Annotated in this window: 8 protein-coding genes; all 8 read right to left on the bottom strand. The window is 44.1% G+C overall.

The genetic code is table 11. The annotated features are described in order from the left end of the window. Positions 1 to 11 precede the first annotated feature (11 nt). Positions 12 to 2,633 carry a hypothetical protein gene (locus V7D18_RS17685; protein ID WP_426156080.1) on the bottom strand — a complete coding sequence of 874 codons (2,622 nt, stop codon included), beginning with the start codon at positions 2,631 to 2,633 and terminating at the stop codon, positions 12 to 14. Positions 2,634 to 2,718: 85 nt separating this feature from the next. Next, entirely contained in the window at positions 2,719 to 4,281 is a 1,563-nt protein-coding gene (locus V7D18_RS17680) for an extracellular solute-binding protein (protein ID WP_426156078.1), read from the bottom strand. 37 nt (positions 4,282 to 4,318) lie between these two features. Next, the gene (locus tag V7D18_RS17675) at positions 4,319 to 5,221 is read right to left on the bottom strand and encodes a carbohydrate ABC transporter permease (RefSeq protein WP_426156076.1); all 903 of its coding nucleotides are present in this window, start codon (positions 5,219 to 5,221) and stop codon (positions 4,319 to 4,321) included. A 16-nt stretch (positions 5,222 to 5,237) separates the two neighbouring features. Then, positions 5,238 to 6,200, bottom strand: a complete 963-nt coding sequence (locus V7D18_RS17670; protein WP_426156074.1) for an ABC transporter permease — start codon at positions 6,198 to 6,200, stop codon at positions 5,238 to 5,240. Between the two features lie 225 nt (positions 6,201 to 6,425). Next, complete coding sequence (locus V7D18_RS17665) at positions 6,426 to 8,609, bottom strand: helix-turn-helix domain-containing protein (RefSeq protein WP_426156073.1); 2,184 nt, start codon at positions 8,607 to 8,609, stop codon at positions 6,426 to 6,428. Between the two features lie 12 nt (positions 8,610 to 8,621). Next, on the bottom strand, positions 8,622 to 11,672 hold the full coding sequence (locus V7D18_RS17660; protein WP_426156071.1) for a glycoside hydrolase family 2 TIM barrel-domain containing protein: 3,051 nt from the start codon (positions 11,670 to 11,672) through the stop codon (positions 8,622 to 8,624). Between the two features lie 112 nt (positions 11,673 to 11,784). Then, positions 11,785 to 15,063, bottom strand: coding sequence for a sugar-binding domain-containing protein (locus V7D18_RS17655; protein WP_426156070.1), 3,279 nt, complete (start codon positions 15,061 to 15,063; stop codon positions 11,785 to 11,787). 164 nt (positions 15,064 to 15,227) lie between these two features. Next, positions 15,228 to 15,926 (bottom strand): DUF1961 family protein, encoded by a 699-nt coding sequence (locus V7D18_RS17650; protein ID WP_426156068.1) that lies wholly within the window; start codon positions 15,924 to 15,926, stop codon positions 15,228 to 15,230. Positions 15,927 to 15,992: the final 66 nt, after the last annotated feature.

The following is a 15,992-nucleotide window of genomic DNA, read 5'->3' as shown; positions in this document are numbered from 1 at the left end:
ACAAAGTTTCATTATGCCTTATGGAACGTTTCCTCCGGCATGCTTTCTACCAGTTCATCACCTTCCTTTAGTGTCTTCGGAAGATAACTTCGGATAAATTCAAGAACAACAATTACATTTAAGCACCACTGTGCGGTAAAATTCGTAGATATCCATGGAATCTCTTTCAGATTTTTTTGATTCCCCTGATTGGAAACGGTAAGAATTTTAAATCCGTCATGATTTCCCTGGCTGATGGAAGCATGCAGGAGATGCTGCCACGTTCTTTCTGCCAGCACCTGATCTTTTAAGTACCAGGCTCCGTAGGCTCCCATAGCCGCCGCCATAAAAGGAAGGCTGAATTCCCTTTTGCCTATGATGCCGTCTGACTCTTCTATCTGCTGCTTACGGGGCAGATAATAAAACCTGCCGTAATCTGCCAGCATCCGCTTCCATTCCTCATCCTCTATTAAGTCAGATAATTCCATCCATACCTCAGGTGCTCCCATGCAGATTTGAAGATGGGTGCCTCCTGACGCCCTCTCTCCGATATAACGCAGATGGACATCAGCCGGATTAAATTCAAAATCAGGACCTGATATCAGCTTTAAAGGCGCCTTTTTAATATCCCGGATTCCCGTAAGAATCTTATCTCTGTATTTCTTATCGTCAAACCGCTCCCACTCAGTCAGCCAGTTTGCACACAGAGAAGACCAGTCCGGTCCGGTTCTGGCATGAGCCGGATAAACCATTTTCTCCTTGTCATAAAAATCACCCAGGGGGTCCTTATTTAAAAATGTTATTTCATTATCCTTTAATTCTTCAAATATATCTTCCAGCCGCCGGTCTCCGGTCAGATAATAATAAAACCGGTGATGGGCCGCCATGGCAATCCGTGCCTCCTTGCAGGGGCAGCCCCAGTGCCTGACATTATGGCGGGAACCCAGTCCCTTATATCTGCCCATGTGGTATACATCAACCTCGGAAGCATGTCTTGACAGTTTCTCTGCCAGGACAAAGATATCCTCCCGGCCTGTTCTCATGAATGCATACCATAACCAGAGAGTGGGAACCAGTTCCGTATTGTCCCAGGCATATCCGCCCATATCATACCGCCACTGATGGCGCTCCCTGTCATAGGTATGCATGAAATCACCATAATTAAACAGCCCATACCAGTTTCTCTGATCCACTTCATTCCGGTAAAAATCCACGGCCATATCAAGCTGATCCTCGAGCCAGCATTCCATCTGCGTATTCCGCTGCGGCAGGGACCAGTACCCAAATGCCTTCCTCTCATGATAATATTCCGGTGTTCCCAAATACTGAGCAGGCCGCTTTACTGATTCAGCAAATTCAGCCAGTTCCTGGTTTTTTGGAATCATCTCCTCCGATAGCATGACAGAACATTCGCTGGTACAGGCGATTCCGTAAGGTGTGGCGCCTTTATAATCATACCCCTCATAATATACCTGGTTATAACCCCGGTTTGCATAGTGACGGAAGTCCATGGCCTGGGCACTGGGAGACCACAGCCACATGACAGTCTCCGCCATATCACCATCCAGATTCCGGAACGTATAACCTGACGGATACTTTTCCCAAAAATCCCTGATTGAAAACAATACCGAGCCATGCTCAGATCCGAATGCGGCCGCTCCCTCTGTCCTTTTTCCGTGGAGGCAGTCCAGAAAGCAGCAGTTTTCATCCTTTATTTTCTTTTTGATGCAGAAATGGTTTGCACTGTCCTGGCATAAATCATATTCACTCCAAAACGGCATGTCTTTCAGGACTGTGTCCACTGTCTCTTTATCACTTCCGGTAAGCTTCAGTCTTTCTCCCTTAATCTGCTTTTCATAAATTTCCTGTGGAACCTTTGGCCTCCATGACAGAAGCTGGGCCATACTTTCATGGAACACGCCATGGTCCCCCATGAATTTTACATGCCGGTTATAAATCTTCCCCTCTAAAGGAGATTGAAAGCGAATCCCGATTCCTTTTAAAAAATCTTTCTCTTCATCACCGTCATATAAAAATGTATGTATAAAATCAATACGCGGACTGTCAAATCCGACTTTCATACGGATGACAAACGGAATCTTTTTATCTCCGTCAGCTGATTCGTGATAACCGGTATATTTAATAATAACCTGTAATTCTCCTTCCTCCTCCACTGATAGTTCTGTAATCCTTGAATCATATTCCTTTTCAATTTTGACTGAATTGCCGTTCCACACGGAAGGTTCCTCCAAAAGCAAAACAGTTCTGCCATTTATGAGAAACTTTTTTTCATGAAAATAAATGGAATCGATCAGCTTCCTGCTGTCACAGGCAATTTTTACCTTGATGCTCCCGGCCAGAATCTCCATAAAACCGTCTTTTTTCATAACCTTAATTTTCTGCTTTAATTGAGAAGGGGTTCCGGGCACGACTTCAATCTCATTTCCCAAAAGGGCAGCATCCGCCGTATGAGCGGTCCATTTTACGGAACCATCGGGCCACCAGGCTGTAATCCGGCTCTGCATCGGAAGATTATCTTTCTGCCTGTTTTTTAACTGATACTCCGTTTCTTTCGTACAGCTTCCTTTCTCCCACAAACAACCCCAGGTTGTATATCCAGACAGCCTTCTGTCTCCCAGACTATGTAATATCATATCAATCTGCCTCCTGAAAATCCTGCTGCACAAAAGGCTTCAACCGTTATCACACGCCTGAAGCCTTTTGTATCATTGCTGTTTATTATTTTGACGTATCGTTCTGGTAAAGCTGGTTGATCTCCTCTACCAGTCTGTCACCGCCGCGGTCCATCCACTGTTTTGCTGCTGCCTCCAAACCTTCATCATCAATCTGTCCGCAGATATACTGGGTTCTGGCGTCATCAATGATCTGCTCTATGTCTGTTCCCACCTCTGCATTTACCTCAGAATTGGCCAGGTATCCAAGAGCCGGGTTATAAACGGCAACCTTTTCATTTCTTTCATATGCCTGATCCTGTGCGATCATCGGCTCATCCTTTTCCAGGGCTGGAGATTTCGGTTCCCGGTTTGGAATATAACAAATACTCTGGTTTAGGCCTGCAGACGGGGTATATTGTGCCTCCATTTCATGTCTCAGCACAACTTTCCCTGCTTCATTTAAATCGTAAGTAACTCCTTCTAAGCCGTAGTCAGCCAGCACAAGCATCTCATCATCACACATCTTATCCAGGAAATGCAGACAGTTCTTTACCTCTTCCTCTGTCTTCGCCCCTGCCCTGGTAATCAGATAGTATCCGTTAAAGCCGCTGTTTGCCAGTGTTCTGTCATTGATTGGTCCTACCAATGTCATGGAAGCATTCTTAGAGGGATCTGTCACTGATTTTACACTATTCATATTATAATAGGACCAGATTCTTTTAGCACCATCCATAACATCAATAAACGCTCCTGCTTCCCCTTTCTTACATCCATCCTGAAAGGTTCCGGAGTCTACCGTAGCCCAGTCTTTTCTGATCAGGCCATCGTCATATATCTTTTTCATCCACTTTAAAGCTTCTTTGTATTCTTCTGTCTGGTGGACCGGTACCAGCTTTCCGTCTTTTTCCACCCATTCATTCCCACAGCCAAACCATGTCTGGATAATATCAAGCGGCCCGGTATATTTTGTCATTTCAAGGCCATAGGTATCATTGACTCCATTGCCATCCGGGTCGTCATACGTAAATTTGTAAAGCATATTGTAAACATCTTCCACCGTTTTCGGCTCTTCAGTAATACCTACCGCCTCTGCCCAGTCTGTACGGTAAGAAAATCCGTAACGGCCGATCACCCTGGACCGGTAAACACCTATGATTTTTCCATCAACAGTCAATGCCTTCAGCACTTTCGGATTTGCCTGTGACAGATTTTTATAATTCTCCTTATCCTGCAAATATGGTGTCAGGTCCCAGAATGCGCCCTTTCTCGCCGCATCCACCACATTAGCCGTTAAGTCTCCGGAAGCAGTTACTACCATGGGCATATTGTCTTTATCCATTAAAGTAAGTCCAAGCTTTTCTTTATAAGTATCATTGGATTCCCATTGCCAGTTCACATGAGTGCCGGTGTAATCTTCAAATCTTTTAATAACCTCATCAGACTTATCATTCTTTAAATCGGTACCATGAAATGATGGTGCCATGAAAGTAATGGTTGGTTTTCCATCTGCCGGTGTATTGGCAGCCTCCTTTTGGGCGGATGCCGCTGAACCGCCGCAGGCAGTCACTGATAATGCCACCGCACCTGCTAATGATACCGATACCGCTCGTTTCCATGTCTTTTTCATCTTAAACCTCTCCTTTTAAATATAATAATTTTTGCACTCAGCCTTTCACTGAGCCTACCATAACACCCTGGGTAAAGTACTTCTGTATAAATGGATATACCACTAAGATCGGAATAGTGGCAACCACAGTTGTGGCCATTTTAACCGCCTTCTCCGGAGGCATACCAAACAGCCCCCAGTCAAATCCACCTTCCGTTGCAACGGAAGACGTCAGAAAAATAATTCGTCTTAATACAATCTGAATTACTTCTTTGTTTTTATCAGAAATATACATCATTGCATCAAAGTAAGAATTCCAGTGGAAGACTGCATAGAAAAGCGATACACTTGCAATGACCGGTTTGGAAAGGGGAAGTATAATTTTTAAAAATATCTGTGCATCATTACCTCCATCCATTCTGGCCGCTTCCTCTAATTCTGCGGGAAGTCCCTGAAAATAATTTTTAATAATTATCATATTAAAAGCATTCACTGCCCCCGGAAGCCATAATGACCAATACGAATTTTTTAAATGTAATACATTGGAAACCAGCATGTAGGTAGGAACCATACCACCCGAAAACAGCATGGTGATAATGACCATATTGGTAAAGAAAATCCGTCCTTTGAAATACGGTCTGGACAAAGGATAGGCCAGTGTGCAGGAAAGAATCATATTAATCAAAACACCAATGATTGTCACAAACAGAGAATTGAACAATCCTTTTACCGTATCACCCGTTTTAAATATATACTGGTACGCATTAAAGGAAATGGTATGAGGGAACAGAAAAAAGGCACGCTCTGTCAGTTCCCTTTCTGTTGCAAAAGAACCTGCAACAATATAAACAAATGGAAGAAGAGTAATTAATGCAAATATTCCTATGAAAAGGTAGATGAGACCCTGAACCAGTTCATCTCCCGGACTTCTTTTCACTTTCAAATGCTTTGTTTTAGCCATTGTTTCATTCTCCTTTTTAATAGAATCCGGACTCTCCAAACACTTTCGCCAGCTTATTTGCTCCTAAAACCATAATCATACTGACGATGGATTTAAACATACCTGCTGCGGTTGCCATTGAATAATTCCCGTTTACAACCCCTTTCGTATAGATGTAGGTATCAAAAACATCGGAAACGGACCGGTTCATGGAATTTTGCATCAGAAAGATCTGTTCATAGCTGGTATTTAAAATTGTACCGATTTTTAAGATCAGCATAATAACAATCGTAGACCGGATCGCTGGCAATGTAATATGCCACATTTTCTGCCATCGGTTGGCTCCATCAACCTCTGCTGCTTCATAAAGCTGGACATCAACACCGGAAAGTGCCGCCAGGAAAATAATGGTGCCATATCCGGTTTCCTTCCACATGCTCTGCCCCACAATCATATGGACAAACAGCCCGGGATTTGACATGATATCCGGCGCATTGGCTCTTCCGAACATCTGGACCAGCACATGGTAAACCAGACCATCTGTCGTACTAAAAAGCTGAGCAGTCAATGCTGCCACAATTACCATGGAAATAAAATGGGGAATATACACCATTGTCTGTGTTACACGCTTAAAAGCCACATTCTTTATCTCGTTTAAGAATAATGCCAGTATAATCGGAGCAGGAAAGTAAAAGATTAAACTGGCAAAAGAAATAGACAGCGTATTTTTAAGAACCCTCAAAAAATCCGGGCCTGTAAAAAACTTTTTAAATATATCCAATCCTACAAACGGACTTTGGATAAACGCACCAATCATGGAGTCGCCGTTATAAGGGCTGAAATCCTGAAATGCCATAATTAGTCCGCCCATGGGAAGATACCGGAATACCAGCATATAAATCACACCTGGTACAATCATGATATACAGCCACTTATGTACGGAAAGTTCATGTCTCCATGTACCCGCTCTGGGCCTTGCATTGCTTTGCATCTTTTCCATATGCTCTCCTTTTCAATTTCCCCTTTTCATAAATCCACCTGATTTTGGTGATTATGTCTGGTTTTTGTAGTTTGCGGCACCGCTGTGTGAGCACATTTTATATCCTGTAACTCCCATTTGTAAATAATCATTTTATAACCGGTTTAAAACAGAAAAAAAGCCCCATATCCCGCATAATGTAACGGTTTTATGAGGCTGAGAAAGTGAAATTATCAATTTCTTCCATCACTTACGGTGTTCCCTGCGAAATGCTGCGGGGGTAAATCCCACATTATTTTTAAAAAAGCGGATAAAGTTTTGTACATTATTATAGGTCAGTTTTTCAGAAATCTCAGCCACGGAGTATTCTGTTGTCAAAAGCATATATTTTGCCTGCTTCAGTTTCTCTTCCGTTGCCATATCGGTAAACGTAATTCCTAACTCCCGCTTAATGACCTTGCTTAAATAATTGGGATGATAGGACAGCTTTTCTGCACAATCATTGAGGCTCATATTCCCTTTGCTGTCTTTAATCAGATCAACTGCATGCCGGACAATGAAAGACTCCTCTCCCTCCTGCTCCTTTTTGTTCAGCCTGGAGATAATTGGCTTAATAATCTGATCATTCACTGCTGAAATAACTTTTTTCTTATCATAGATCTGAGTGATGGAATTGAGTATATTATACTGTTCACTGTCAAATACATCCGATAACGAAATATTGGCAGATGACGGTATGTTCAACATAGCAGTGAGTAACCTTGTCAAATAAAAATTACGTTCGATCCCTACCACATTTTTAATTTCCATCCGGTCAATAATTACATTCAGCAGGCATGCTGCCTCTTCTTCCTTGCCGCTTGTAATCGACTGGATCAATTCATTTTCCATAATCATATCGTAAACATTTCCCACCTGGCTCTTCATTAAATAATCATCAAACAGGACCAAAGTGGAATTATTCATGTCCGCTTTATTTGATTTATTATACAGCGCCTCTGCACATTCACTGTATGCACGTCTTACATGGTGGAGTCTGTGAAATGGCTGGCTGATGCCCGATGCAATGACAAGGCCATAAGATTCTGCGATATAATCTTTCAGCCCCTTATAAAGCACAGCTGTTTTCGCATCCACATCCATATCGTTTTGTGCCCCTATTATGAATATCAGTTTATCCCGGTAATAGACAGGAGCGATAAAAATATCGTTTTCCAATGCCTTAGGCAGCCCAGAAAGAATTTCCGTATATTTATCCTTTCCTTTTTCCTCCTCATACGGAACACTTTTACAGATCATGGCAATCATCCGGTATGCAAATAAGGGCATGATTTCCGACTTCTTTAATGCTTCTTCTATATTTTTCTCATTCAGTTCCCCCTCAATTAAATTGGAGACCAGCAGCTTTTTTATCTGACGATCCTGGTCATCCACATATTTTTCCAGCCTTCTGAGAGGCTTGGCAAATGCAGCCGCAGTCAGCTGAATGGAAAACAGGATAAGGGCAAAACCCGCCAAAACAGCAAAAGAGGCAAAAATAAATACGAAGGCATCCTTTTTTACGTTGGCTGTATTATACCCCACCAGATAGTTTAGTCCGCTTATCTCATCGGTCCGAACATTTATATGATATTTATCGCCGTTTTCACTCTTATAAACTCCGGAACCTTCTCTCCCGCTGTTTCGATACACATTCGTCATTGTGGGATTGGTTTCCAGAAGCACTTCCCCGCTTCCGATTATTGAAACATCATACCCCATCATTTTATAGGACTTAGCCATTTCATTCAGCTGGTTTTTATCAATCTTAATGGTAAGAAGCCAGGATAATCCGCCAATTCCCTGTTCTTTTTTAATAACCAGGCGAAGACCGGAGGAATCCACGGTATTCGTCATCCTCATACTTCCGTTCATGGGACTAAGAGCCCCGGACCGGTTCAGCCAGTACACCGACAACAGCATATTTTCCTGTTCTTTTAAAAAATGTTCTGTCTCTTCCAGGTTCTTCATTTTATCAAATGAAAACATTCCATATTTATTAAACACCCAGCCATACTTTACATTGATGAACTCATAGTCAGCAATATATCTTCTCATAAAGTAATTGCCTTCTAAAATCCTCTGGGCCTGTTTTAAATTGCTGTACTTAGAAAACGGAGGATCTTCCTGACGTTCCAGCCAGTGAATGTCATCTTTGCTGGCTGCTTCAATATAGTATTCTTTTAAAGTAGACAAAATATTTTCGTATTCCCGCGAAACCTCATCACTATAAGAGTTTAAAGCCATCTGTTTTTTTGAAGTCTCTCCCTTAATATAGATATTGCACGATATAATCCCCATAACAATGAGCGGTATCGTCACCAGCCCCAGCAGTTTCACAAATATCTGCTTTTCATAGGTTAATGAGCTAATAATTTTTTTAATCCGCATATTCCCCATTCCTTAATTGTCAATTTCTTTCGTCTTGCTCTTTCGAAACTGTTTCCAGAAAAGCGTGTCACTTCCCTGTACCTTTTTATCGCAGATTATATGTAATCCGGCTGTCTGTATGGCAGGTATGCCCTGTTTTTTTATACAATGCCAGCCATCAGACCGCTCTTCCCATACCGGCCGTTCCCCCATAGCGTAACCGGAAAGCGCTGTAAATTTTATTGCTTCTGTATCATATTCTTTATCAAACCAGGCTTTCTGAGACAAAAAGGAGGCGGCAAAATGCCCTCTGGCTGCTTCCTTCCAGTTCTCTCCCTGCTTCACATGAACTACGTAGTCTTTTATACAGCCCTGATGCATTCGGTCTTTTTGATCCGGTACAACAATCAGTCCCGATACCAAAATCCTCTCACGGAAAGAAATTTCCACAGAAATCGGGTAATTGTCTTTTTCTATCCACACTGAATGGTCTGGGTTTTCATCTTCAAGAGCTGTGAAATTTATTACAGCTGCCTCTGGTTCTGCCCTGTAAGTGGCATTCAGCAGTCTCATTCTGTTATTTGGAAAGAGGTGGTTCTCAATCCATTCCGGCCTAAGCTCTGTTTCCGGGCAGAATGATTCTGAAGATGCATAGGTAAGAAGAGCCTTCTTTAAACTCCAGGCTGCCGGCCGTTTCCGAAACTCCCCTTCCAGACATGCTGAGATAAAAAGAAGCCTGCCTGCGCTTACTCTTCCTTCGAAAATCAGTCCCAGCGGCAGATTCCTGTTCCAATCATCAATCACTGAAACGATGGGAGTCAGTCCTTTGGGCATTTCATCAAGAAGAAAGCCTCTTGCCCGATCCTGAATCTCCTCCCACTGCCAGCCTCCGTATTCCTCTGTTGGAAAATTCCGAAACAGGGGATGATCACTCTGTATCACCAGTCCAAGACTTCTTGTCCATCCCGGTCCCATCTGGCTGTTCCAGAATACTGGTCTCATGGAAAGAGGAGGGCAGTCGAAGTCGAGCTCAGATAGATAGGGGGAATAAACCACCCGTTTTCCCCGCTCCAGTTCTCTTTTCGCCTCCTGCCACTCTCTGGTGTACACAACCTCACTGATTTTTTCCATATCAAAACAATCACTGCTTTTCTTATACACAAAAAAATCCCAGTGATTTCTCACCTTTCCCATCTCCACAGTCAGAGTGAGCTTTTTATTTTCTTTTATTACCGTAAAATCAGGTTGGATTTCCCCGATCTGCGTATTCTTTGCTGCAGGGATAAAACAATCCTTCCACACTCCCTTAAAAATTACGGTTTTTAAGCCATTTTCTTCTGTCTCAATGCTCCATTTGACATCGCAGCTTTTTATGGGCTCTTTTCCAAAATGACATACTTCAACCGGAATAATAACCTGGTCTGCTGTCTGGTAAACATAGGATGGTATCCTGGCCAGAAGTACGGTTTCTCCACAAAATTCCCGGAATTCCTCCGGCTTTATATAGCCCTTACTTTCCCAGAATGGATCCAGCACCCCTACAAGGGCAGTTCCCTGTCCCAGATAATCATGTAAGTCCAGCATTTCAAATCCATAAAGATGAGGAGTCCGAAAATTAGCTTCCATGTCTTCCTTGTACATCAACACCTGGTTTTTTCCGGAACACCAGGCAAATTCGCGGCATTTTTGAAGCACGCCGTGTGCTCTGGCACTTTCCCGGAATACGTTATAATTACCCGGTTTTAAATATCCGGTAAATTTCTCCATGACTGAAAAATCCGGATAAGAACACCATTGCCCCATCTCATGGCAAATGACAGGAAGCCTCGCCCCCTTTAAAGAAGCCCGGTAATCCTTCCCCCGCCAGCCTTCAAACCCACGAATGTTTCCTCCCAGAATCGGTCCATAAGCCGAGCGGTGAAAATAAATATAATCGGTTCCTGTTATCTCTTCGGGAGGTGTATCGTAAAACCAGCCTGACTGGGCCGTATAAAGCCGTCTTCCTTCATACCCCAGACTGCGGTCGTATTCCCGGGTCTCTTTCACCCAGCGTTTCAGCGGACCGTACCATTTTCCGGATGGCTCATTGGATGCAGATAAGAGCACAAAGGACGGGTGATGACCAAACTGGTTTAAGATTCTCCTAGTCTCATCTTTTAACACGGAAAGCATTGGAATCCCCTCCTCAAATACATTCCACATCCCACATTCTGCCTGAATATAAACTCCTGCACGGTCGGCTGCGGCAAATGCCGCTTCAGGCGGACAGTACGAATGGCACCTGAGAAAATTAAATCCCCATTCCTTTATGGTTTCCATAAGTTTCTCCCACCAGTCCGGGTTCGTCTCCGGATATCCGGTCAAAGGATAATCACCGCCAAAATGGGTCCCACGAAAATATTCCGGCCGGCCATCCACATAGAACAAACCTTCTCTCACCTCCAGAAATCTGGGTTGTTCCTTTGCATATCGTTTTTTTTCTTCCAGACGCCGCTTTGCTTCACCGGCGGAAATTACAGCGATTTCTCCAGCCATACCATTCCATGTTGTTCCCAGGGCATCCGATACCTCATGTCCATCGGGACGGTAAGGATACTGGAACCGGTTATCGATACAGACCGTCAATGTATGGGTTCCTGCACTCAGCTTTCCCAGACTGATCTGATGCGCAGTACACAACGAACAATCCCCGCCCCGCGGCGTTTTATCAACCCATGCAAAAGAGCGCCATCTGGTTAATTCAACAAAGAGATAGAATTCATCTTCTGTATCCTCTGTAACAGTAAATTCTCTCTCATACCAGGCTCTTCCTATGTAATGACGCGGAGGTTGCGAAAGGAACGGAATACTTAAGCCCCCATCCTGTCCGTACGAATATTCTTCCCTTTCATACCAGAAGGGATCATGAAGCCCGCTGACCCACGGAGTATCCACCGTAACCGGGTTACCATATCCCTGGGCCTGCAGAATCCCAGGAAGTATAACCGATCCATCTGGCTTCTTTTTCGGCCGTTCCTTTTCCGGTATTTCTTCCTCTGTATGTTCCAGCCATACCTCCCATTTCCCCGCCAAATCCATTAACATACGTTCACCTTACCTTTCATTTTATCTGTGATTTTCTTCTATCATGCATACAGGCATAAAAAAAGAGAGCAAAAGCTGCGTATTCTTATACTAACGCAGCTTTTGTTCCGTTTTATCTTCCTGTTTCTATCCGATATACACCTACCTTATCATCAAATAACGCAGTCACACCATTAATATAAGGAATCAGTGCATTTACTTCCATGACAAAACCTCCCTCCGGCGTTACATACGGTTCTCCATCCATCAGATTTTCTTTCCCATTTACCAGAAGATGGGTTCTTCCGGCTTCCGCCTCCACCGTATCATTCCCTGACACCAGTATCAGTTTCTTTTCATCAGGCAGATACGTATAGGTGAAAGCATGGCCCCACTCCTGCTTCAGCCGTTCAAGAATACAAAGGACTGCTCCCCAGATGCTGCCGTTTTTATTGACGCTTCTTATGCCTCTGGTATCAGGCTCCTGTCCATTGACCAGAATCTTGCAGTAATCCTGGTCTTCAGGCTTGTATTTAGCAGCATCCGCCTGCAAATTCGCAGGAAATGCAGGCTGTAAAACTGGAGCCTCATCCGGGTAATCATGATACCACGCCACCGGACCGGTTACTGTTAAAGGGGACAGATCCGCAGCATGGCTCTCCCATTTTATGCTTTCTTTCATCCCATCTGCCATCCGGGCCTGTAACAGAATCGTCCCGCTCTGTCTTGTGGATCGGATAAAGACTCTGTTTGTACCGCATTCTGCGTACACGTAATCCTCATGAATCACGCTGTCATCCTTTCCATAACCTGCGAATCGTCCGCCGTTATAGCCCCCCAGGAAGATTCCTTCTCCCTCCAGGGTAAATTCAATCCTGTCTCCGCAAAGAGGACATATTCTTCCTTCTTTATCTACCACTTTTACATCAACATAGGCAATATCTGCCCCATCAGCCAGCATGCCCATGGGAGAAGTATGCAGGCTAAGATTGATCCCGGCAGGGACACCGGCTGTTGGAATCCCGGCCTTTGCTGCCAGCTTCCCGTCATATCCAAAACCATAAGCTTCCACGATTCCCTGTCTTGTCACATCAACATCCGGGAATACGAATACAAACGTATCCTCAGGTTTTTCACAGCTGCCTGCTTTATTCCCATTGATAAAAAGGTCCACCCGGGCAATATCATAGCTGCCGATTATATAAACCGTCTTATGTTTTGGATCCCGGTACCTGACCGTTCCATTCTCTTCCCAGTAATTCCCATTAAAAGTCTTTTCCATATAGCGGTAATTTATGTCGTCTTCCGGGGGATAATTCCAATGTCCTACCACGTGTATCTGCGGAACAGGTGATTGCATGACTCTGAAAACATCAAAATTCTGTTTTTTAATACGAACGGGATCCACCCGCCCGCTCATCCTTCCATTTTCACTGAACGCCTGACGTCCATGCTGCGCGGAATCCGTCCAGCAAAGAGCGGCACAGGCACTATAATAATTCTTTCCCGACGCACCACCAATCCTGTCATTAAAAAACTCGCTGTAGCCCCTGGCGGCAGTCAAAGCAAAATCTTCTGATGTGAGGTCATAAAAATCCCTGCCCACCTGCTTTTTTCCGCCTTTACCAACCCATTTATTTCTATAATCAAAATCCGGCGGTGAAAAATCATCCCATATCCGCCTTGGCGCTTCCTCTCTTGCGTATTCCGTTTCCGTAACAGGGCCGTGCTCAGCCAGAAACCGGGCCGCATGGCGGTTTAACATAGTACCCGTATATTCGGACTCATTTACCACTTCTTCCGTATTCAGGGTCCGGCATCCCATAAAGCGCCCGCCTTTCGAATCCAGTTTTTCCTTTAAGAGCCTCATTTCCTTCATATGCTCTTTACTGATGGAATTATTGCCGGCTTCCCAAAAGAGGATGGAAGGATGGTTTCGGAACGAAATGATTACATCCCGCATCAGTTCTACTCTCTGATCCCATTGCCTTCCAAAACTTTCCCGTTCCTTGTCACCGGCCGGCTGGGTACAGATAACTCCATGACGGTCGTAGGAACGGATATCGGCAGGAGAAGCCGCCACATGCATAAAACGGACGTGATTGCTGTTGCTTTCCCGGATCCAAATGGCATCCTGGTCCTTCAGCCATTCAGGAGCGATTCCGATAACCGCCCATTCATTTGCGGCACGCTGGGCATATCCTGTCAGCCAGACCGGAACCCCGTTAATCAGGATTCCACGGTCTTTATCATACCCTGTACTGCGAAAGCCTGTTTCGATGGTGGTACTGTCCGCTGCCGCTCCTTCGACGAATAATATCACCTCTACCCGGTAAAGATACGGGTCCTCTATATTCCAGTAACGGACTTCAGTCTGGGCCGACACTGCACTCAGGAGCGAAACCGATAACGAATCTGTAATCGTTTCCGCCACTTCTGTTTCATCCTCTACGGGTACATAACGTCCTTCATTTTTATTCCATATGTAAGCATCCTCCGGTGTTATAGAAAGAGGAGTTCCTGTCTCTCCCGACGGAACAATCTGCTTTTTTTCGGAAAGAAAACTGGTTATCTCATTTCCGTTTATATCCCTGACCGTAATCTCCAGCCATGCCTCTACATTTCTCTGGCTTTCATTGCGGATTTCCGCCTCCACCCCTATCTGAACGCTCTTTTCTTCAATATGATAATTCTGTCCATAAACATAAACTCCCTTTGTCTGTAAATTACTGTAGAGAGGAAGAGTCAGATAGACTTCCGGTTTAAAATGCAGTTTTACGGGACGGGTAATTCCTCCCACAGATGGATTAAAATCATTGCAGTTCCAAAAAAATCCTACCCCTTCTCTGTCTTTCGGCACTTTTGCACCCTGGGGGGATAAATAGGTTCCCGGAACCACATCAGGCTTATTTGGTGTCTCTGCAATGCAGAAATTTATATTCCGGGTGGCGGTATTATCGGTTGCCACCGCGATCAGATTCGGAGTATCATAACAGATCCACGGCGTTAAGTCAAAACCAAATGGCGCAGTTCCAGCCTCATAATACCCTGCCATATTCCCGTTGATATACAGGTAACAGGTCTGACGCATACCTTCAAATTCTATAAACACCTTCTGCCCGTGGTGCTTTTCCGGCACAGAAAACCATTTTCGGTAAAAGGCCGCTGTCCTTTTCTGCCCGCTTCCTGCATCCTGTATCCTGTCCCGGAACAGATCACTGTCATTAAACGTATGGGGAAGTGTTACCTCCTGCCAGTCCTCCCCGCAATAATCTTTATCATAAAAATAGCGTCCTGTATTATCACGTTTTTTTTCCATTGCTTTTTCCATTGGGAATTCATCTGCAAGAAGGAATTTCCAGCCGTTATGAAAATAATATGTTTTACCTGATACTTTTTCTTCTGATGCCATGATACCTCCTGATTACGCTATGCCCTTTTTGTGGCATATTATATCCCTGGCCCTGATAATTGTAAACAATCATTTTCTATCCACTTCTTGTCTGATCTGCTTCTCAATGACAATGAATTTTTTCCGGTTTTAAACGGTAGTTATCAATTTATGCCTTTTAAAAACTAGATCAATTCATACACCTTTAAATTCCTGTAATCCGCAGTAAGAGGCGCCAGCTGCCGGAATCCGATTTTGCCTCCCTTTAAAACCTCTCCAAATGTATGTCCATCGTCATCAAATTCAAATACCTGAAGATCATTGACTGAAAAACGGATCTCGTTATGATATTTCCGAATGGATATCCGGTAAAACCCATTGGCATCCGCTGCTCCCGGCAAAGGATCCGCCCCCTGTGCAACCAGATGGAACCCGTAGCTTTTTCTTAAATTACAGGTATGAAAAGCTCTCTCATCCGGTTCCTTCCTGCGGAAATAAGAGACATGAAAGGCATTGATATCACCGCTGTGATACTGGGGATATTCTCCAGTACGATCTGCCAGGGCCGAGTCAAATAAGTCTTCTCCGTTCCGTCCCGAAGCAGCAAAAAATAAAATGCACAGCCCCTGGTCGGTAACCGGCTTAAATTCCCAGGTAATCTTTACATTTTCCGGAAATTCCTCTGGACACCACAAAACGTAATTGGCCTTTTGCCCCAGTTCCTGATCCAGACCATTTTTTAAACGCATACTTCCCTCTTCAAAGCTTATCGAAGCATTTCCTTCCACCACGAAGTTCTCCACATCTTCCGGTCTGGAAAGGGGATTGTCGTATATTAATTTTTCTTCAATCAGTTGAATGTAACCCGTTGTTTCTTTCTTCATGCTATTCCCTCCATAAGCACCTTTCCTTATCATACATAACCAGTTTATTATACAACCGCTCTCCAT

It is taken from the genome of Lacrimispora sp. 38-1, from assembly GCF_049890855.1.
Taxonomy (GTDB): domain Bacteria; phylum Bacillota; class Clostridia; order Lachnospirales; family Lachnospiraceae; genus Lacrimispora.
The sequence above is the reverse complement of the archived record's forward strand: the minus strand, read 5'-3'. Positions and strand labels throughout refer to the sequence as shown.